Below are 20,271 nucleotides of genomic sequence, written 5' to 3'. Positions count from 1 at the left end.
TGGCAAAAGTAGCAAAGTATTGATGTGTTTAAAAATCGCTCTACTTAAGATTAGACTAAAGTATATTTTTCTAATTTCTGAAAATAAAAAACTCTTTTACTATTTTTGTCGTCAGCCAACTAGGTTAATCTTATACACGAAGAAGTAGGACGGAATGAATTAAAAAGGATTTAACATTGAGGTGGAAAAATGCAAGTTAAGGCTAGCACCACCTTCGAATGATTTCATTTATTAAAGCAGGGTGCTAACAAAGGCTAAAGTTAAACACGAGAATGTGTTTTTACACAGCCGAAAATAATAATTCCCGAAAGAGATCATAAGTTATGACCAAAAAAGCCATTGACGTTGCCATTCCAGTAGCTAATCCAGCAAAATCAATGACAATCACCTATGTTGTGTCGCTATCTATTATTGCCATTTTGTCTATTTTCGTTCACTTTATGCTAGACAAAATCATACATGAGCAGTCTGACTCTGCCGTAATCGTAAACATTAGTGGTCAACAGCGGATGTTATCTCAAAGAGTAAGCTTATTTACTCTAGAGTACCTATCTACCGGTCATGAAGAAAGTAAAGCAGAAGCGCTGCTAGCCTTGGATAAACTGAATACTAACCACGCCTTATTAACCACTCAACACCTTGTATCAGACGATATTAACAACTCGTACTTTTCAGCCCCCCACAATGTAGACAAGCAAGTTAATGAATTCACAACTTTGGTCAAGCAAGCCCTAAACTCAAATGATGGAAATACTGAAAATTACTTGCCCGATGTCAACTTAGCATTTTTTGAAATGGCAAAATCACCTTTGCTTGAAAGCTTAGATTACGTTGTGCATCAATATGAGCATGAAAGTATCAAGAAAGTCGCTAAACTCAGACTCACCCAGCAAGTCGTATCTGTAATCATCTTACTCACAGTACTAGTTGAAGCATTGTTTATTTTTAGGCCTATGGTGAATAAGGTGAAAGACTTTGCTGACAACTTACACAAAGAAGCCAATTACGACCACTTAACTGGCCTATTAAACCGTCGCTCATTTGAAATGTTATTAGACAACACATTTGAATTATCGAAGCGAAATAAATATGAACTATCAGTGTTAACATTTGATATTGATCACTTTAAGTCTATTAACGATACCTACGGGCATGATGTGGGTGATAAAGCCATTCAACATATAAGTGATATTTTACAAAAAAATACACGGGCTTCAGACTGCACGGCTAGGTTTGGGGGAGAAGAGTTTGTTATATTGCTACCACAAACTGAGCAACAAAACGCTTTCCTCTTAGCAAATAAATTACGAAAGCTAATAGAAGATACTCCTTTAACCTTAAATAGCCTGATAATCGAAATAACTGCCAGTGCGGGTGTTAGTGGATATCAAGAGGGGGATAATTCCTCTGACGATATGTTAAAGCGGGCAGATGAAGGTCTATACAAAGCCAAAAATGCTGGGCGTAATTTAGTTTTCTACGGATAAATTTTTTAACACACGCCCAAAGGAGTTATCTAATATCTAAAGGTGACTTTCACTACCTAAATCAAAAATGTGCAGAGTAAAACTTTGGGCTATTTCGCTACCATATATTCTCTGCCCTAAGCCCCTCTCGATTTTAAAAGCAACAGGTGAACAAAAAACAACCTCCCGAGTATTTTTATTCACATTTGAGTACATTTTTTGCGATAAGCCGCTTATTTATCAAACATTTTTATTAAATCCAACTTACCTCTTATTAAAAGCTAAGTTACTATAAGTTAATAATAAAAAAGTAAATGTGGTTGTAGTAGATGAGAAACAAATGGTTCAAAAAGTTATTACCCTTAATCGTACTCATAATTGGTTATTGCGCAATGGGAGCCATAAAAGCTTCTGGTAATAATGATGAAGAAAGCGAGCCTATTGATACCCGTCCTACAGTCAAAATTGAAACCGCCGTTGCACAAGACTATCAAGTCAAAATTACTAGTTATGGTGAAGTCACTCCTCTAGAAAGTACATTAATCTCTGCACAAGTATCCGGTGAAGTCATCGATTGGCACCCGAATTTTGTACCTGGAGGGTTAGTTTTAAGAGACCAAATTCTATTCAGTATAGAAAAAGATGCCTACCAAGCGGCTTTATTACAAGCCGAAGCCGACTTATCACTTGCAGAAGCAAATCTAATCGAAGAGCAGGCTCGCGCAGATGTAGCCAAGCAAGAGGCAAAAGGTAGCAAAGTTTCAGATTTATATTTACGTAAGCCACAATTACTAAGTGCCCAAGCATCTGTTAAGTCAGCCAAGGCAAGACTTAGAATAGCAAAGCGGGATTTAGATAACTGTGAAATAACGGCCCCTTATGATGCCCTAGTAATATCGCGCACTTTAGGTAGCGGACAATATATCAATCAAGGTGCTCAAGTGGGCGAGCTTTACAACATTGAATCAGCAGAGATTTCGTTCCCTATTGCTGGCTTTGACCGAGAGTTTCTCCCCCCCAATATTACCCAACAAAAAGCAATAGTCAGCACTAAAGGATACTCGGCCATAACCCGTGAAGGCTCAGTAGTACGAGACCTTGGGATAATAGATCAGCAAACTCGTATGGGGCAGTTAGTGATACGAATAGAAGACCCATATAGCCTAAAATCCTCGTTACCTCCTATAAAGTTCGGTAGTTATGTAGAAGTTAGCTTTGCAGGAAAAACCCTCAGTCAAGTTTATAAGTTACCTCAAAAATTAGTGAACAACCGTATTATTTGGGTACTCGATACAGAACAACAAATGCAACCACAGCGTGTCGAAGTTGTTAGAGAAGAAGGTGAATACTTACTAATTAGAGAAGGGTTAAGAAATCAAGACACTGTAGTTATGACCTTACCTGAATACCCACAAAAGGGCATGAAGGTTAAAATAGCGGGGCCTGACAAAGACTTAGCCGCTGAAAACTCATTATAAGGCCCTAGTTATGTCGTCTTACGCCCCCCAAAATAGCACACAGCAAGTAGAATCTTCGGAACCTAAACAAACAGGATTAATAGCCTACTTCGCTAACAACTCCGTTGCAGCGAATATGATGATGATGTTTATCATTATCATTGGAATATGGAGTTATATGACTATTCCTAGGCAAATGTTTCCTAACATAGAAATTAACTACATTAGCATTAACTCGGTTTATCGAGGAGCCTCACCTCAAGAAATAGAAGAAAGCATACTAGTAAAGATTGAAGAGTCTTTGAAAGATGTCACTGAAATCAAAAAAATTATATCTAACGCCTACCGAGGTAATGGCCGCATTATTCTAGAGATAGATAACAGAAAAGAACTCACAGACGTTCTTGATAAGGTAAAAGCAAAAGTAGACGGAATAGCGACTTTTCCAGCTGCAATGGAGCCGCCGCAAATAGCCCAAATAGAATTTCAACAAGATGTTATTGAAATGGCTATCGTAGGCGATGTGCCAATTTCTGAGTTAAAACCCATTGCCAAAAAAATTGAAGATGAATTACTTCAGTTAAGTAATATTTCACTAGTGGAAGTCGATGCTCCTGAAGATGAGATTGCTATAGAAGTCAATCCAGAAACGCTGCGTAAATATAGTTTAACCATTGACGATATCACGCAAGCTATAAGAGGCTATTCAGCCAATATATCGGCGGGTCAATTGCGAACTGATGCTGGCATAATAGCTGTTCGTGTTGAAAACCAACTATACGATGGTAATGAGTTTAGACAAATACCTGTAAAAATTGGTAATAATGGTGCCAAAGTCCTTCTTGAGGATGTAGCAGAAATTAAAGACGGCTTTGTGGAGGGCGAGCGTTATTTTAAATTCTCTGGGCAAAACGGCGTTTACATATCAGTAAAAGCCACAAAAGATCAAAATACTATCCCCATTGCCGACTCTGTCAAAAAATATGTAGAGGCTAAAAACGCTACCTTACCTCAAGGGTTAAGCCTAGAAACTATGGTTGACTTTACATTTTATCTAAATGCTCGCCTAGATATGATGCTTAATAACCTGTTTCAAGGCTCTATATTAGTGGCAATAATGTTGACTATATTTTTACGATTTAGGTTAGCTTTTTGGGTAATGATAGGATTACCCATATGCTTTTTAGGCGCCATGATGATGATGCCTGTATTTGGTATCACCATTAATGTTATGTCCTTGTTTGCATTTATTATGGTACTAGGGATAGTGGTAGATGATGCCATTGTGATAGGAGAAAGCGCCTACTCCGAAATTGAAAAATCTGGCGGTGGCACCGAAAGCGTGATCCGTGGTGCAAAACGAGTGGCTACTCCTGCAACATTTGGGGTGTTAACCACAATCGCTATTTTTACCCCCTCATTATTCTCTACAGGCCCTGAGGGCGCATTTTTTATCAATATTTCTACCGTAGTAATTTTGTGTTTAATATTTAGTTTGATTGAGTCTAAGTGGATTTTGCCAGCACATTTAGCCAATATGAAATTCACCCCCGTGAAAGAAACTAGTTGGCGAACTAAATTTAACAAAGCTTTCTTTGGCTTTGTAAATGGTCCCTACAAGAACTTTATTGAGCGTTGTATTCAATGGCGCTGGTTAGCCTTTAGCATATTCATAGCCTTGTTACTTATTAGCGCAGGGCTTATTCAAGGTAACTATGTAAGAACCGTACCTTCGCCTAAAGTTGCTCACGATTATCCATCTATAAATATAGAGATGAACGAAAACGTTTCTGATTTAGCGGTCATAGAAGCACTACAACTCGTCGAAAATACAATTTTAGAAATTGATGCAGATGTAGTCGAGAAATATGGCAGCCCTTTAATTCGAGACATAATGGTACTTAACTCAGAGCGCACTAAAGGTCGAATGATTGTGGCCTTAGTTGATGAGCAAGATAGACACTTCGACGCCTTTGAATTAGCAAGGCGCTGGCGGGAAAACATGCCGGTTATTCCGGGCTTAAAATCTCTCACTATTGTTGATGATATATTAAATAATGGTGACTCAGGAGATGAATTTGGCTTTATGCTATTTGGTGCCAACATGGAGCAACTAAATGCGGCAGGACGTCAATTTATCACTATGCTACAACAACAAGAAGGTTTGTTTGATATAAGCTCTTCTATTGATCCCCCAGGCAAAGAAATCCAACTAGATCTTTTACCTGTTGCTTATGATCTCGGGCTCACCTTGTCAGATGTTGCATCACAAGTAAGCGCAAGCTTTTTTGGTGGAGAAGCACAAAGAGTCATCAGAGCCAGTGAAGAAGTCAGAGTAATGGTGCGTTATCCAGCATTAACTCGTGAACGCTTTGCAGATTTAAAGTACACAGTTATCACCACTCCCCAAGGCAGAGAAGTCATGCTAGGCGATGTAGCCACGCTAACAGAAAAGGCTGGCATTAATTTTATTCGTCGTGAAGCTGGCTATCGTAGTGTGTACATCTTTGGCTCTATAGATGAAGAACTAGTTGAGCCAAATGAAGTAATTGGGAAAGTAGAAGATGAACTTTTACCCCAGCTAAAGTCCAACTTCCCCGGGGTTAAGTCTGAACTTGGCGGTACCATAGAAGAGCAGCAAGCCCAAGAATACCAACAAATGACATTTTTTATTATTGGCTTGTTGATGATATTTATTCTATTGGCTGTGCCACTAAAAAGTTACGGCCAACCCTTAATTATCATGTCGGTTATTCCCTTTAGCTTCACTGGGGCTATTTGGGGTCATTTGCTGTTTGGCCTCGACTTGAGCCTAATGTCACTTTTCGGCCTTATAGCTGCCGCAGGAGTAGTAATAAATGATAGCTTGGTGATGACTGATTTTGTAAACCAAAGACGCAAACAAGGTCACGCAATCAAAGTAGCAGTTACCGAAGCTGGCTGTGCAAGGTTTAGAGCAATCACTTTAACCTCCATCACCACATTTGCTGGGGTGTTGCCCATAATGTTTGAAACTAGCTCGCAAGCTAAGCTAGTTGTACCAATGGCGGTATCTTTAGGATTTGCGGTGTTATATGCAACCCTTGTTACCTTAGTTTTAGTGCCTTGTTTATATATGATTTTGGAAGATATGAAAGCTTGGTTCGTATGGACTGGTAGCAAACTAAAACTAGGCTACACCAAAATATTTAGACGCAACATTGAGATTAGTTCAGAGTCTTAATGTTAAATAACCATATAAAAAAAGCGCCAAGCATGGCGCTTTTTTTGTATGATTTCTGCTTTACACAGTTTCATTGATTAGGATCTTGCCGGCTGTAATATTCATCAGCTCAGATTTGCATTGCGACAAATCTGCTGTCGCGATAGCTAAAGTCACTATGACCTGGTGGTCATATTCAGCCACAACATCTTGCACGCCATAGCGCTCAAGCAACCTAGACACATGACCATCAACCCCATAATCATAGGTCAATTTAAGCACACTCCTGTGTACCTTAGTTGTCGTTGGTAAATCCGTTAATACCAAAGAAACAGCATCCGAATAAGCACGCTGTAAACCACCGGTACCAAGTTTGGTGCCTCCAAAGTAACGAACCACAGCCACAGCGATATCACCTAGACCACTATACTCGAGCACTTTAAGCATGGGCATACCGGCAGTGCCACTAGGCTCACCATCATCACTCATTGAGCGGACAGTTGTATCAGGGGCGCCAGCAATATATGCCCAACATACATGGTTAGCTTGAGGATGCTGCTCTCGTAATTCTTTGATAAAGCCCTCAGCACTTTCGCGACTTTCAGTATTAGCAGCAAAGGTTAAAAACTTACTACGTTTGACCTCAAGTTCAACCTGCCATGTTTTAGCCGGTACTTGATAATTTGCAATGCTCATAATCTAAGCCCACATCACCATAATGGCAGCTGTAGCAATTAACACTAAACCCAGCAATTCATATTTAGCTATTTTGTTATTGAGCCAAAACACAGCGATTAACATAGTAAATAGCACCTCTATCTGACCTAACGTTTTCACATATGCCACATGGTGTAATGCCATAGCACTAAACCAACAAATAGACCCTAAACAACTGATAAAGCTAGTCGCTAGTGTTTTAGAAGCATTGTGCCTTAAGGTAATAAATATACTTTTATCTTTAATCCAAATATAACTGCTCAATAAAACAGTTTGAATACACAACACCCACAATAACACCCAAGCAGCACTATGGGAGAAGGGCATATTTAGCATCTGGCTCGCTTCACGGACTAATAAAGAAGTAAACGCAAAGCAGGTTCCGCACGCCAAACCAATAGCTATTGTTTTAAGACTGAGTTCGCTTTTTTTACCTCCACTGGCAAGCACAAATACGGCGGCGCATCCCACTAGTAACCCCAACCACCCTAAAGGGCTCAAGTGGCTACTAAAAAATAAGGTCCCAAACACCCCTGCCACTAATGCTTCACTCTTAGCAAGCCCAGCCCCAACTGCAAAGTTTTTCTGCTTAAACAAAATAACCATACAAGAGGTGGCGGCTATTTGTAGTAAAGACGCTGCAATCACTAACACGATAAACCTTTGATTGAAGGTAGGGATAATTTGATCAGAAATCGAATACAATATCAGCAAGTAAACAAGGGCTATCGGAGGCGCAAATAAAAACCGCGCAAAGGTTACCCCTGATGTACTCACACTCGTACTTAGCTGACTTTGTAGTGCATTACGAAAGGTTTGCATTAACACCGCACCTAAGGTCAACCATACCCACATTAAATTTTTCCCCTTTCCTTTAGGTTTTCAATAACAGTGTTGCAGGATAGCATTCTTAGCCCCTGAACATATATGGTTAAACACTGAGAAAGACACTAGGTTCAAAATAGATGTGTTCAATATTTTAAATGCTGATAGCGAAACACGAGTAGATGAAACTGCAGAAACCACGATTGCTAATTACGATGCTGATTATCAATCACCACTGGCTTTTCAAACACCTCGCTATGCTCAGTTGAGTGCAAGATTTGCTTATTAAATAGAAAGAGTAGTGAACTTCAATTTATTAAGTAGATATATGGCCAATAGTCCCTGCTATTGGCCATTTTCTATGGGTAAATTAATTAACCTTACTGAGTATAAAGCCCTAACTAAAAATATTTACAACGACCAAATCACCAGGCCAAAAAGGTAAAGCTGGCTCAATAAACCAATAATGTAAAAATAACTTCTAGGGCTAGGATTAGTATTCGTCGCTATCAAGTAAAACAACACCATATGAATAAACCGCGCCACCAAAAACACTAAGGAGGCAATAAACAAAGCTTGCCCTGTCACACCTAGACACGCTGCCACCAGCACAGTTAATATAAAAATCGGCACATTTTCTAACGAGTTTAAAAAAGTGCGATGACTTCTAAACACAAAGGAATGGTGATCAAGATTTTGGTCAACTACCCCAGGTACACTATTTTTTTGTTTTCTGTGAGCAACCGTTGCTACTAGCTGTTGCAGCACCATTAACGCAAGTAAAGAAAACAGTACTAAAAGTACATTATGATATTGCTCAAACATAACTCCATCCTAAAAATTTAATTTGCATGCAAAGTATATTGATGACAAGCTATTCGAAAGTCAAGTTATTTGCATGCAAACTATTTATGGACCAACTAAAATTATCTAATCAAATTTGTCATCGATACTATGTTGCATCTAATGCCATAACTCGAGCATACCGCCCGTTTCTAGCAAAATTAGATATCACTTATCCTCAATATGTGGTTCTCATGGCGTTATGGGAAACAGACAAGGTGGACGTGAAGTTTATTAAAGATAAAACCCATATAGATGGTGGAGCGCTATCTTTAATCTTAAAAAAACTCAGCACTAAAAATCTGATAGAAGTCCAAGGCTCAGAGCAAGACAAGCGGGTGAAGTTAATTCAATTAACTCAAGCTGGAAAGCACATGCAACAAGACGCGGCCCATATTCCCGAGCAGCTCATGTGTCAGGTGAGTAACATGACAAAAGAGGAGTTCTCTTTATTAAAAGAACTCACAGACAAAGTAATTACCAACTTACTGTAAATCGTTATTACTTTAATAACTTATTTGCTTCGTCAAAACTGGCTAAAACATCAAGGCATTTAGATAATAGTTGCGGCTCAATATCAGCCAAGTCAGGAATAGCTATGGTATTGCACCCTGCCGCAAGAGAGGCCTTTATACCCACACTGGAATCTTCAAACACCAACACTCTTTGTGGCGCTACCGATAACTTTTCACAAGCAAGCAAGTAACAATCTGCTGCAGGTTTTGGATTAATCACATCATCAAGTGTCACTAATACATCTAACTGGGGTAATAGATCAGTATGTTGAAAACTACCCATTGCCGCATCATATGAAGAGGAAGTCACCACCCCTACAGGGAAATTCGCAGCTTTTAAGGTGTTAAAAAAATCTGTAAAACCTTTTTTAATTGGCACACCTTGCAGCTTACTGGCTGCCATATAACGTCTGTACTCGGCGATAAAATCATCCATACAAACCTTGTCACCAAACAACCCCTTAGCTGTTTTAAAGCACGCAGGTGTAGGCACACCAATAAAGGTTTTGTAAGTATCTAATGTGAAGGGTACATCAAAAACTTTTGCTGTATTCATCCAAGCGTCACAGGCCATACGCTCACTATCGAAAATAGTGCCATCTTTATCGAATAATATAGCGTCGTATTTGCTATCTAGCATAAGAACTCATTTGTTACGAACTGGAGACTTACCCCAATATCTAATTTGAAAGCCATCAAGGAATGTTAATCGTTTATTGAAAATGATACCTGACTATTTAGCGAGTTAATTGCTGCCACTCTTTGAGAGAAAAGGTAAAACCTTTATCAGTTAACCACTTGGCGGCATCTTCAGGGCTTTGAGTATAAAGTTGGTGCTCTGCATCGTACTTAGAGACATCTCCAATTATATTTTTTTGGGTATCAAAGCGACATAAGGTCACTTCGTGAGTCTGGTTATTTGCAGCGCACCAGTCGTAAATATTCTGAAAGCCCTCTAAAGCTTCTAGGGTTGGCATAATCCAATCACGAATATTCACTAAAGCTGCCCATGGCTGGTTTTTAATCTCCGCCACTAATTCTTGGGTTTCAGCCAAAACCTTATTGACCGTACCTCTAGACCAAACACTCCTCATTTCCACACACAATACATTACCCACTAAGTGAATTTGGTACACGTTTAGGTTAGGCGTATTTAATGCCATAAATATTTCTACCTGAAGTTAGCAAACTAGCACGAGCAAATAAATGCACACATTAATTATTTGTAATTAGGAATATTTTATACCAAACAACCAAGACAGCTAACACTCATAATTAAATACACAGTTAACAAAGCTAATACCATTAGCGCCATCATAAACTGAAACTTTCGCTCACAACTAACAGTTGGTTTTACAAACCCCTAGCCTAAAAATAAAAAACTCCACATTTACAAATCCCCATAAAACTTGCCAAAAACAATAAAAACACAAGATAAACATCTGATTTATATAGAATTTAAATCATGGTGATTACAGATCAACACACTGTTGCTTATATGTTACTTGAGCGCGCAGACACATAGATGTAAAAAACAACAACCATAAATTAACAAATAATTTACAGTGATTTAAACTATGTCGCCAAATGATGCTCTGCAAAACAAACAAAATACTGAAGCTAATCAGATCTTTGGTGCTTATCATCCAGTAAATTCACATGTTCTAGATAAAGCTGGGGCAGCAAGCTCTGGAGTGGATAGCAAAGGACAACAGATACTGGATTACATTCATTCACTGCCACCAGCTTATGAGTTTGAACCAGCCTATACCCGCCAGTATAGAGCAAACCCTTACGAGCATGAGGATGCGCCAGAAGTCGCCAAACAAGACATAAATATTCCATGTGATAATCATGAGCTAGCCGCAAGGATTTATAGACCACAGTCAGCAGCCGAATCACCATGCCCTGCCCTTATATATTTTCATGGTGGAGGGTTTGTATTAGGAAGCATAGAAAGCTACGACAAACTACTCACTCAACTATGCGCCCAATCTCAAGTAGTGGTGATTTCTGTTGATTACAGACTAGCTCCCGAAACCACCTTTCCAGGTGCGGTAGAAGACACACAAGCAGCCGTTGATTGGCTAGTAGAACACGCTCAATCTTTAAATTTAGATCCAAATCGAATAGGCCTAGGCGGCGACAGTGCTGGGGCAAATCTGGCAACAGGGTATTGCTTAGCAAACAAAAATCCAGCTAGTTTCAAGCCCTGTTTTCAACTGCTAATTTACCCAAGCATAGTAGGTAATGACTTAACTCCAAGTCGGCAAGAATATTCAGAAAAGCTCCTATTAACAGAAAAACTGCTGCACTGGTTTCACGACCTTTACATTAGCCAAGAGCAAGAAAACGATCCACGTTTTAATGTACTAAATGCTAAAGAATTCAAACATTTACCACCCACATTCATTTTAACCTGTGGCTTTGACCCTCTCCGTGACGAAGGGCAAATGTACGTAGATAAATTAATCGAAAACGGCGTAACCGTTAAGCACTCCTGTTACGCCGATATGTTTCATGCCTTTCTAAATTTTGGCGTGTTGCAACAAGCAAAAGAGGCAGTAACAGAGTGCGCAATGACCCTCAAGGCCGTGATGGCTCACAGTAAATAAGACAAGTTTGAAATTAAAACTAATCTAATGGGACGAAACATGAAAATGACACAAGTAATAACCTCAAAAAAGCTTATCGCTATTGCAATATCAGCGGCATTGAGCCTAACAGTAAGTGCACAAGAAAGCGTTGAAAAAATTCAGGTAACTGGCTCTTATATAAAACGCACAGCGGTCGATGCTGCTGAGCCTGTGCAAGTACTCGACTTCAATTACATTCAATCAACTGGCGCAACTACAGTAGCCGAACTTATCAGTAAACTGGCAATTTCATCAGGAGCCGAGAACCAAGCAGACTCATACACACAAGCCTCTACACAAGGGACAGGAAACGTTAACCTGCGTGGCCTAGGGTTAAGCTCAACACTTGTACTTATTAATGGACGCAGACAAACCATATCTGGCGCTATCACCAATGACGGTAGCGTGTTTGTTGATACTAGCCATATTCCTATTGATGCCATAGAACAAATAGAAGTATTAAAAGAAGGCGCTGCTTCAACCTATGGTTCAGACGCAGTAGCAGGGGTCGTTAACTTTATACTGCGCAAAGATTTTGAAGGCTTAGAACTTAACGCCAGTATCAGCAAGGTAACCGATAGCAGTCAAAAAGATAGCGACATTGGCTTTTTGTGGGGTACTGAGTTCAACAATACTTATATAACAGTATCGGGGCATTATTTAGATCGCACTCCTTTAAGCACAGCCGACAGACCAGAGCTAGGCGACAATGCGTTTAGCTCCTTAGGCAACTCATTCTTACTTTACCCTATTCAAGCTGATGGCAGTTTTGATTTTTCACCCATCACAGTAGATTCGGGCCCTTATGCTGGAACCTATGCCCCTTTTGAAGAAGTCGCAGACCCAACTTGTCTAGATGATGAGTTGGGTATGCTAATACCCCAAGCAAGCGGAACTCGTTGTGGGTTTAACTTTGGGCCTCTCTATAACCTAGTTAACACTGAAACCCGAACCCAACTTTATACCAATATATCTCACGATTTTGATGACGGCACCCAGCTATCTGCAGATATAAGCTGGAGTTCAAATAAGGTAAAAGACAACCCACAATCCCCTAGCTACCCAGACTTAACCTTTCCCTACATCGGTAGTGACCACGCAGGTAACCCTTTTGGAACCGGGGTAATTTGGCTTGGTCGCCCACTAGGAGCAGATCAAGAACCAGCCCTTGCACCAAGAGAAAATGAAACATTTAGAGCCTCATTTAATGTTGCAGGTTCATTTGAAAATAATTGGGGTTGGGACACCGCACTCACCTACAGTAAAAATGTTTACACCCAATTTCAACAAGACCAGTTACGCTCGCGGCTAGTAGCGGCACTCGCAGGTGAAGGAGGTATAAACAACGATGAGTTATTCAACCCCTTTGACCGAACCAGTATCACCGACTCCATCATAGAAGACTTTACCCATGTGACAGAGTCCGAAAAAACCGCTTATCTGTTAGCACTAGATGCCGTAATTGACGGCAAACTATTTGAATTACCAGCAGGCAACGCTAACTTTGCTGCGGGTATGCAAGCTCGAAAAGAAGGTTTTCAAGTGGCCACTGACGATGTGTTCGAAATCACCTACGATGCCGATGGCAACCCTATCCCTGTTGACTTGATATTCTTAGCCGGATTATCAGAAATTGATGTTGACCGAACCTCTTTTGCCTTGTTTGCAGAAACCGTGCTGCCGGTATCAGAAGATTTAGAAGTCACCGCAGCGATGCGCTACGAAAAGCTCGAAAACGACTCAAGCTTAGATCCAAAAATTGCACTACGCTGGCAAGCAACAGACAAATTTATAGTAAGGGCATCAGCAAGTACCGCGTTTAGAGAAGCCTCTCTTTCGCAAATGAATGCCACGGCCGCAACCATTAATGGTATCAGTGATTACAACGAAGATGGCACAGCCAAATCAGCGGCTTTTGTGGGGGTGCTAGCAAGAGGCAACGCAGATTTAAAACCCGAGCAATCTAAAAACTATAACCTAGGGCTGATATTTAAAGCCACAGATGACTTAGACTTTAAAGTAGATTACTGGCGGGTAGATTACACAGATCTCATTACCGTTGAAAATGCACAAGGCAAGATTGCAAGCGATCCAAACGGCGAAGATATTATCCGTACCGAAGCTGGGTTACTGTCAGCCATTGAAGTAGATTATTTCAACTCATCTTCAGTTAAGGTAAAAGGCATTGATATTGAATCTGTGTGGAAGCTGAACAACCAGTTCAATCTAGCTTTTAATGCCTCACACTTTTTAACCTACGAACTCACCAAAGATAATGGTGAAGTTGTAGAAGCCGCCGGCTCTTTCAACTACGACAACTTTGCTCGCTCATTGCCTGAAGACAAAGCCACCTTAAACTTTAATTGGGTAGGCGAAACCCAGCGCGCATCTATTAATGTTAACTATGTTTCTAGCTACAAAACCTCCATTGCCTTACCCGCAAATGAAAGCGCTAAAATAGAAGCATTTACCACCATAGACACTCAATATTCGGCAACCTTAGGCATCACAGAAAACAGTGACGCCACAGTAACTTTAGGCATTAAAAACTTGTTAGATGAAGCGCCACCCAGAGTGTTTAACGGCTATGGCAACTTAAGCTACGACCCTAAACAGCATAGTCCTCTTGGGCGAGTGTTCTTCGCCAAAGCTAAGTTTGCCTTTTAAAGCGCCCTTAACCTTAATCATAACTGAGGGGCTCGCCCCTCTTTTACACCAAAAGAAACTATCATGTCATTTACGTTTAACACTACAAAGTCGATTGTTAACGAGCCAAATTCATCATCAGAGTTGGCCCATTACTGCCATACACTCAATATAACAAAGGTATTATTGGTCACAGATCCGGGAATTGTAAAACTCGATTTACATCAAAAAATGTTGGCGAGTCTGCAAGCAAGTTCTATCAGTTATGAGTTATTTAGTGAGGTAGAAGTAGACCCACCTATAGCAGTGATTGAACATGCCCTGTCCTTCGCGAAACAACACAAAATTGATGGAGTGGTTGGCCTAGGCGGTGGCAGCTCTTTAGATACCGCCAAGCTTATAGCAGCTTTAGCCTATTCATCGCAAACCCTAGATGAAGTATTTGGCATAGACAAACTATTGCATAAAAGACTGCCTTTAATTCAAATCCCAACAACAGCGGGCACAGGCTCCGAAGTTACCCCTATATCTATCGTAACAACCGGAGAAGCCATGAAAATGGGCATAGTCTCCAGTGTACTATTACCAGACATAGCCTTACTAGATGCAAGCCTCACCCTAAAATTGCCACCGCACATTACAGCAGCAACAGGCATAGATGCTATGGTTCACGCTATTGAAGCTTTCACCAGTAACATCAAGAAAAACCCCTACTCTGATATGCTCGCAATCGAAGCATTAAAGCTAATGTCTAAAAATATTCAGCAAGCAGTGCATCAAGGAAGTGATCTACAAGCACGGGCCAATATGATGTTAGGCGCAACTATGGCAGGACAAGCTTTTGCTAATGCCCCAGTGGCTGGCGTACATGCCTTGGCCTACCCATTAGGTGGCCATTATCATATTCCCCATGGGCTCAGTAACTCTTTAGTCTTGCCCCATGTTTTACGATTTAACGCACCAGCAGCGGCACCTTTATATGCGGAGCTTGCAGACACCATTATTCCCAATACAACATCAACACTAACCACAGCAGAAGAAAAAACCACAGCCTTCATTCAATACTTAGAAGACTTAATCAATAACCTAAAACTACCTAACCGTTTAGCCAGTGTGGATATCCCCCAAAGTGCCTTACCAATGCTAGCCAAAGATGCGCTAAAACAAGAACGCCTACTGGTAAATAACCCAAGGCCCATGAACGAAGCCGATATATTAGCCATATATCAAGCGGCCTTTTAGTGCTGACTAATTATCTGATGAGGTATATACATGATTAAAGACACATCTATCCAAGTTGACTCCCCAGAACAACAGCTTGCGTCATCAAAACAAAGCATTTATGCCACATACTTAATTTTTATTTTGCTACTGGCCTATACCTTTTCGTTTATTGACCGGCAAATATTAAGCTTATTGGTTGAGCCCATGAAACGAGACTTAGGCATAAGCGACACCCAAATGAGCCTATTACAAGGTTTATCATTTGCACTGTTTTACACCCTAATGGGTTTACCCTTGGGCCGCTTAGCCGACAGTAAAAGCCGCCGCGGTATCATAGCCTGGTCTATTTTCATCTGGAGCTTAATGACAGCGGCCTGTGGCCTAGCTAAAAATTACTGGTACTTGTTTTTTGCTCGCATGGGAGTTGGAGTGGGCGAAGCAGGCTTGTCTCCGGCTGCCTATTCACTCATTGCCGATAGCGTCCATAAAAAACACCTAGCCAAAGCCATAAGCGTTTACACCATGGGTATTTACTTAGGTGGTGGCTTAGCGCTAATTGTGGGCGGCATGGTGATCCAATGGGCTTCGGAGTTTTCATCTATTAGCCTCCCCATAATTGGTGATGTATATCCGTGGCAGGCGGTATTTTTAGCAGTGGGCTTGCCAGGATTACTGCTAGTGCCATTACTGTATACATTAAAAGAACCCGCCCGCCCCCAAGCACAACAACAAGCGGTACCAGTAGCCGATGTGCTCACCTTTTTTAAACATAATAAAAAAACCGTTTTACTTCATAACTTTGGCGCAGCTCTGGCATCGGTTGCAGGTTATGGTGCACTTGCTTGGGTGCCAAGCTATCTGATTCGAGTACACGGAATGAGCGGCGGCGAAGTTGGCCTAGCCTTTGGCTTGATCGTGCTTTTTTGTGGCGCAGGTGGCGTGATTGTAGGCGGAATACTTGCCGATAAACGTTTTAAAGCAGGGCAAACCGATGCAAAAATGAGAGTCGCTATGTGGGCTATGATTTTAGGTATTATCCCAACCTTGTTATATCCACTGGTTTCCGATTTAAAAATTGTGTTAGTTATATTGGCGGTTTCTACCTTTTTTGCCAACTTCATGATGGGCCTAGGGCCAGCGGCCATTCAAGAGGTAGTGCCTAGCAATATGCGAGGGCAGTTTAGCGCTTTGTATTTATTCATAGTAAATCTAATTGGTTTAGGCCTTGGTCCCACCTTGGTTGCCTTGTGTACTGATTATATTTTTGGCTCTGCAGATATGGTTGGTTACTCACTATTGTTAGTTACCAGTTTAGCAATGGCAGGCTCTGCGTTGTTACTAGGTAGGTGTTTACCCCACTACCGAAAAACGATGGCATGGTTACACCAAGCTTAAACACTTTAAAGGCCTTAGTGCTGCTAATAACGTTAGTGGCAGCACTAACATTGCCCACATATCAAACGGACTATCCATGCTACCTTTGAAAGACCCCAAACTTCTGAAACAACAAGTTTTTGTTAACGGACAATGGCACCATGCAAACGTCAAAGACATGCTTACTGTCAACAATCCAGCCACAAACAGTAAAATATGTGACATAGCCAGCGCTGGCATAAACGAAACGCAGCAAGCGATAAACGGTGCCGAGCAGGCATTACAATTATGGCGTAACACCACCGCCAGCTACCGCGCGAATATATTAAAACACTGGCATGATTTAATTTTAGAAAACATCGAAGATTTAGCTGTCATACTCAGTGCAGAACAAGGTAAACCATTAGAAGAAGCCCAAAGCGAAATACGTTATGGCGCGTCTTACCTTGAATGGTTTGCCGAAGAAGCCAAACGTATTTACGGCGATGTTATTCCCAGTAAACAAGCTTCACAAAGACTCCTTACCATTAAGCAGCCCATAGGTGTGGTGGCAGCCATTACGCCATGGAATTTTCCCAATGCGATGATCACCCGTAAAGTGGCACCCGCATTAGCTGCGGGCTGCACAATAATTGTCAAACCAGCAGAGACCACTCCACTAAGTGCCTTTGCCTTAGCAGAGTTAGCACAAAGGGCAGGCCTGCCAAGTGGGGTATTCTCTGTAATAATTGGCCTAGACCCTATTGCTATAGGTAAAACATTAACCGACAGCCCAATAGTAACTAAGCTGTCTTTCACTGGCTCCACTAAGGTTGGCAAATTACTCATTAAACAATGCGCCGATACTGTAAAAAAGGTATCAATGGAGCTAGGTGGAAACGCCCCTTTTATTGTATTTGACGATGCAGATTTAGATGCAGCCGTGCAAGGTGCTATGGCATCAAAATTTCGTAACGCTGGGCAAACCTGTGTTTGTGCTAACAGATTTTTAGTACACAAACACGTGTACCAAGAATTTACCGATAAGCTTGTGGCTGCAGCTAAAAAACTCACCCTAGGTAATGGCGCTAAATCTGGAGTTACCCTTGGACCTCTAATTAACGAAGCCGCAGCACAAAATGTACATACTCTGGTTAGCGATGCCATCGCCAAAGGAGCAAAAGTACAGCTTGGTGCAAAGCCATCAAACCTAGGCGCAAGCTTCTACCCCCCAACCATATTGACCGATATAAGCACTAACATGCGAGTATTTAATGAAGAAATATTCGGCCCTGTCGCGCCTATCATTGCATTTGAAAGCGAACAACAAGCACTGCAACTAGCCAATACCACACAAGCGGGACTAGCAGCATATTTATATACCCAAAACTACGCCAGAATATGGCGTTTTTCTGAAAACTTAGAATGCGGGATCGTAGGTATAAATGAAGGTATTATTTCTTCAGAGGTCGCCCCCTTTGGCGGTGTAAAACAATCAGGGAATGGCCGGGAAGGCTCCAAATATGGCATAGACGACTACACCGAAATAAAATATCTATGCATGGGCGGCATCTAGTCACAAGTAAAATGCAATTAAAGGTGAGCTTGATTCCAAAGCTGTTGGGATGCCTGTGATTCAGTTACCAACCAATCACGAAAAATCTTAATAGCTGGGTTACTTTCAAAATGCTCTGGGCACACAAAATAATAAGTCTCTGGCTTTATCATCATGTAATTATGGGCAACAACTAACTTGCCCTCTTTGAGTAAGTTATCAGCCAAAGGGCGGTACATAGGAATAATACCCAAACCATCAACAGCAGCTTGAGTAGCAACAGCCACATTATCAAAAGTGATATTCTTTTTATTGGTAAGCAAACCTGGCTGGTTACTATTAGACAACCACTGCTCCCACAACTTAGAGAGGTGATCGTAATGCAACCAATTATAATTGGCTAAACTAGCCACATCATCGAAGTCGTGTAGTTTATCTAACAAAGTCGGCGCACATACAGGCTGCACATAAACATCTAACAGCTTTTCACTATGGCATCCAGGCCAATCACCCGTTCCCAAACGAATAGCCGCATTCATATGCTCACCAGAAAAATCCACAGAATCTTTACCGGTATCTAGGCTATTAGTAAAAAATGACAGAGTTAAATCAGGGTAGAACTGCTCTAACTTACACAGGCGACTCATTAACCAAGTCGAATTAAAGGTAGCTGAAATACCCAGCTTCAATTTTAACTTTTCGCTACCGTGGTGCAGAGTGTCAGTGGCCACCCGCAAGTCAGCAAAAATATTAGAGATAGAATTCGCATAAATTACCCCTTGGTCGGTAAGCTCAAGGCCCATTTTATGGCGCTCAAACAACTTAAAACCAAAATGGTCCTCTAAGTTTTTAATTTGACGACTTACAGCAGAGCGGGTGATAAACAACTCATCAGCGGCTTTGGTAAAACTTAATAGACGAGAAGCAGTAAGAAATACCCAAAGCGTATTAAGTGGTGGCAAATGTCTCGACATAACTGACCTTTAAAACCCTCGCTGAGTGAAAACCCACAGAAATGACAATCAAAATAATTAAGCAGCGCAGTTTAATCTACATAACTAAAAAAGAAAAAATCCCCTAAAATTCAATACCCTAAGAGATAACTTTAAAACACCTAAGCGAATGCACACAATATATCCTAACCCCAAGAGTTGAGCAAACAAGTTACTATCCGTAAAAAGAATCTATCAATAAAGTATCGTAAACATTGCCCCACAACCAAGATGTGGACTTTTGAGTTAACACCTATCATTCAATATTGGAAAAATACACCATCAGCATAATGGTGGAGGCCTTGCGTTTTGTGCCCAGCGGGCCAAGTGAGAGTGCAAGTAGGCTGACTAAATTGCAAAACCTCTAAACCGTTTTAAGATTTGTTTATTAGGTATTTGGCATTGTTTCGTGCCACCAAAAATTCTGATGCGATTGCGAGCAAAAAGTTTGTAGAAAAAGTCTCTAAATGACTGAGGGAAGATTTTAAATATACGGAAAAGACACCAAGCCCCAGATAGGTCTTTCGTAATTTCTAAAGCAGCATCAGACCATAAAAAAACGTGCCCATTTTTTACAAGCATAAAAGTATCAACACCTACTGTGTCTACTTCATAATGCTCTATCACTTTTTGTGCGTATTCTGACTGCATAGGTGCAAATACAAAACGTGCTGCTTTATCGCGCTTAATAATAAAAGCAACCGCGCCATTACAGAAATTACACACGCCATCGTAAATGACCAAATCATCATCTGCCACTGAGTTATCCTTCTAAATAAAGCATTGTTAAAGGGCAAATGCGAACCTTGTTGGGCGACGCCCAGTGAGTATTTTCAGCTG

General features: G+C 40.9%; 17 protein-coding genes. 10 read left to right on the top strand and 7 right to left on the bottom strand.

Translation table 11 applies throughout. The annotated features are described in order from the left end of the window. Positions 1 to 323 precede the first annotated feature (323 nt). The 3 genes from ACMUMK_RS01165 to ACMUMK_RS01155 all read left to right on the top strand — a co-directional run bounded on the left by ACMUMK_RS01165 (position 324) and on the right by ACMUMK_RS01155 (position 6,146). Positions 324 to 1,487: a diguanylate cyclase gene (locus ACMUMK_RS01165; protein ID WP_414699298.1), complete on the top strand. Its 1,164-nt coding sequence runs from the start codon at positions 324 to 326 to the stop codon at positions 1,485 to 1,487. A 308-nt stretch (positions 1,488 to 1,795) separates the two neighbouring features. Further along, positions 1,796 to 2,944: an efflux RND transporter periplasmic adaptor subunit gene (locus ACMUMK_RS01160; RefSeq protein ID WP_414699297.1), complete on the top strand. Its 1,149-nt coding sequence runs from the start codon at positions 1,796 to 1,798 to the stop codon at positions 2,942 to 2,944. Positions 2,945 to 2,954: 10 nt separating this feature from the next. Further along, positions 2,955 to 6,146 carry an efflux RND transporter permease subunit gene (locus tag ACMUMK_RS01155; protein ID WP_414699296.1) on the top strand — a complete coding sequence of 1,064 codons (3,192 nt, stop codon included), beginning with the start codon at positions 2,955 to 2,957 and terminating at the stop codon, positions 6,144 to 6,146. Positions 6,147 to 6,206: 60 nt separating this feature from the next. Here ACMUMK_RS01155 and ACMUMK_RS01150 read toward each other — a convergent pair whose 3' ends face one another. Both ACMUMK_RS01150 and ACMUMK_RS01145 read right to left on the bottom strand, forming a co-directional pair. After that, complete coding sequence (locus ACMUMK_RS01150) at positions 6,207 to 6,821, bottom strand: YigZ family protein (protein WP_414699295.1); 615 nt, start codon at positions 6,819 to 6,821, stop codon at positions 6,207 to 6,209. A gap of 3 nt (positions 6,822 to 6,824) precedes the next feature. After that, positions 6,825 to 7,697, bottom strand: coding sequence for a DMT family transporter (locus ACMUMK_RS01145; RefSeq protein ID WP_414699294.1), 873 nt, complete (start codon positions 7,695 to 7,697; stop codon positions 6,825 to 6,827). A 112-nt stretch (positions 7,698 to 7,809) separates the two neighbouring features. Between ACMUMK_RS01145 and ACMUMK_RS01140 the strand changes: the two genes are divergently transcribed. Then, entirely contained in the window at positions 7,810 to 7,956 is a 147-nt protein-coding gene (locus ACMUMK_RS01140) for a hypothetical protein (protein ID WP_414699293.1), read from the top strand. A gap of 122 nt (positions 7,957 to 8,078) precedes the next feature. On the opposite strand, the gene ACMUMK_RS01135 is transcribed toward ACMUMK_RS01140, so the two are convergent. Then, on the bottom strand, positions 8,079 to 8,492 hold the full coding sequence (locus tag ACMUMK_RS01135) for an MAPEG family protein (protein ID WP_414699292.1): 414 nt from the start codon (positions 8,490 to 8,492) through the stop codon (positions 8,079 to 8,081). Between the two features lie 86 nt (positions 8,493 to 8,578). Here ACMUMK_RS01135 and ACMUMK_RS01130 point away from each other — a divergent pair, with 86 nt between their 5' ends. Then, entirely contained in the window at positions 8,579 to 9,004 is a 426-nt protein-coding gene (locus ACMUMK_RS01130; protein WP_414699291.1) for a MarR family winged helix-turn-helix transcriptional regulator, read from the top strand. A 7-nt stretch (positions 9,005 to 9,011) separates the two neighbouring features. Here the strand turns inward: ACMUMK_RS01130 and ACMUMK_RS01125 are convergent, their stop codons facing one another. Both ACMUMK_RS01125 and ACMUMK_RS01120 read right to left on the bottom strand, forming a co-directional pair. Further along, the gene (locus ACMUMK_RS01125) at positions 9,012 to 9,665 is read right to left on the bottom strand and encodes an HAD family hydrolase (RefSeq protein ID WP_414699290.1); all 654 of its coding nucleotides are present in this window, start codon (positions 9,663 to 9,665) and stop codon (positions 9,012 to 9,014) included. 97 nt (positions 9,666 to 9,762) lie between these two features. Then, the gene (locus ACMUMK_RS01120) at positions 9,763 to 10,188 is read right to left on the bottom strand and encodes a hypothetical protein (protein ID WP_414699289.1); all 426 of its coding nucleotides are present in this window, start codon (positions 10,186 to 10,188) and stop codon (positions 9,763 to 9,765) included. 414 nt (positions 10,189 to 10,602) lie between these two features. Here ACMUMK_RS01120 and ACMUMK_RS01115 point away from each other — a divergent pair, with 414 nt between their 5' ends. From ACMUMK_RS01115 to ACMUMK_RS01095, 5 genes are all read left to right on the top strand, one after another. Then, positions 10,603 to 11,640, top strand: a complete 1,038-nt coding sequence (locus tag ACMUMK_RS01115) for an alpha/beta hydrolase (protein WP_414699288.1) — start codon at positions 10,603 to 10,605, stop codon at positions 11,638 to 11,640. Positions 11,641 to 11,679: 39 nt separating this feature from the next. Then, positions 11,680 to 14,328 (top strand): TonB-dependent receptor plug domain-containing protein, encoded by a 2,649-nt coding sequence (locus ACMUMK_RS01110; RefSeq protein ID WP_414699287.1) that lies wholly within the window; start codon positions 11,680 to 11,682, stop codon positions 14,326 to 14,328. Between the two features lie 63 nt (positions 14,329 to 14,391). Then, positions 14,392 to 15,549: an iron-containing alcohol dehydrogenase gene (locus tag ACMUMK_RS01105; RefSeq protein ID WP_414699286.1), complete on the top strand. Its 1,158-nt coding sequence runs from the start codon at positions 14,392 to 14,394 to the stop codon at positions 15,547 to 15,549. 30 nt (positions 15,550 to 15,579) lie between these two features. Beyond that, complete coding sequence (locus ACMUMK_RS01100; RefSeq protein WP_414699285.1) at positions 15,580 to 16,926, top strand: spinster family MFS transporter; 1,347 nt, start codon at positions 15,580 to 15,582, stop codon at positions 16,924 to 16,926. Positions 16,927 to 17,002: 76 nt separating this feature from the next. Next, on the top strand, positions 17,003 to 18,460 hold the full coding sequence (locus tag ACMUMK_RS01095) for an NAD-dependent succinate-semialdehyde dehydrogenase (RefSeq protein ID WP_414699284.1): 1,458 nt from the start codon (positions 17,003 to 17,005) through the stop codon (positions 18,458 to 18,460). Positions 18,461 to 18,477: 17 nt separating this feature from the next. Here ACMUMK_RS01095 and ACMUMK_RS01090 read toward each other — a convergent pair whose 3' ends face one another. Together ACMUMK_RS01090 and ACMUMK_RS01085 are read right to left on the bottom strand one after the other, a co-directional pair. Next, on the bottom strand, positions 18,478 to 19,413 hold the full coding sequence (locus ACMUMK_RS01090; RefSeq protein ID WP_414699283.1) for a LysR substrate-binding domain-containing protein: 936 nt from the start codon (positions 19,411 to 19,413) through the stop codon (positions 18,478 to 18,480). A 366-nt stretch (positions 19,414 to 19,779) separates the two neighbouring features. After that, entirely contained in the window at positions 19,780 to 20,190 is a 411-nt protein-coding gene (locus ACMUMK_RS01085; RefSeq protein ID WP_414699282.1) for a thiol-disulfide oxidoreductase DCC family protein, read from the bottom strand. Positions 20,191 to 20,271: the final 81 nt, after the last annotated feature.

This window comes from Paraglaciecola sp. 2405UD69-4 (assembly GCF_047525415.1).
GTDB lineage: Bacteria > Pseudomonadota > Gammaproteobacteria > Enterobacterales > Alteromonadaceae > Paraglaciecola.
The sequence above is the reverse complement of the archived record's forward strand: the minus strand, read 5'-3'. Positions and strand labels throughout refer to the sequence as shown.

Excerpts from the sequence above, each read along its gene's own strand:
- ACMUMK_RS01165 (WP_414699298.1), top strand. The coding sequence starts at position 324 with ATGACCAAAAAAGCCATTGACGTTGCCATTCCAGTAGCTAATCCAGCA.
- ACMUMK_RS01160 (WP_414699297.1), top strand. The coding sequence starts at position 1,796 with ATGAGAAACAAATGGTTCAAAAAGTTATTACCCTTAATCGTACTCATA.
- ACMUMK_RS01155 (WP_414699296.1), top strand. The coding sequence starts at position 2,955 with ATGTCGTCTTACGCCCCCCAAAATAGCACACAGCAAGTAGAATCTTCG.
- ACMUMK_RS01150 (WP_414699295.1), bottom strand. The coding sequence starts at position 6,821 with ATGAGCATTGCAAATTATCAAGTACCGGCTAAAACATGGCAGGTTGAA.
- ACMUMK_RS01145 (WP_414699294.1), bottom strand. The coding sequence starts at position 7,697 with ATGTGGGTATGGTTGACCTTAGGTGCGGTGTTAATGCAAACCTTTCGT.
- ACMUMK_RS01135 (WP_414699292.1), bottom strand. The coding sequence starts at position 8,492 with ATGTTTGAGCAATATCATAATGTACTTTTAGTACTGTTTTCTTTACTT.
- ACMUMK_RS01130 (WP_414699291.1), top strand. The coding sequence starts at position 8,579 with ATGGACCAACTAAAATTATCTAATCAAATTTGTCATCGATACTATGTT.
- ACMUMK_RS01125 (WP_414699290.1), bottom strand. The coding sequence starts at position 9,665 with ATGCTAGATAGCAAATACGACGCTATATTATTCGATAAAGATGGCACT.
- ACMUMK_RS01120 (WP_414699289.1), bottom strand. The coding sequence starts at position 10,188 with ATGGCATTAAATACGCCTAACCTAAACGTGTACCAAATTCACTTAGTG.
- ACMUMK_RS01115 (WP_414699288.1), top strand. The coding sequence starts at position 10,603 with ATGTCGCCAAATGATGCTCTGCAAAACAAACAAAATACTGAAGCTAAT.
- ACMUMK_RS01110 (WP_414699287.1), top strand. The coding sequence starts at position 11,680 with ATGAAAATGACACAAGTAATAACCTCAAAAAAGCTTATCGCTATTGCA.
- ACMUMK_RS01105 (WP_414699286.1), top strand. The coding sequence starts at position 14,392 with ATGTCATTTACGTTTAACACTACAAAGTCGATTGTTAACGAGCCAAAT.
- ACMUMK_RS01100 (WP_414699285.1), top strand. The coding sequence starts at position 15,580 with ATGATTAAAGACACATCTATCCAAGTTGACTCCCCAGAACAACAGCTT.
- ACMUMK_RS01095 (WP_414699284.1), top strand. The coding sequence starts at position 17,003 with ATGCTACCTTTGAAAGACCCCAAACTTCTGAAACAACAAGTTTTTGTT.
- ACMUMK_RS01090 (WP_414699283.1), bottom strand. The coding sequence starts at position 19,413 with ATGTCGAGACATTTGCCACCACTTAATACGCTTTGGGTATTTCTTACT.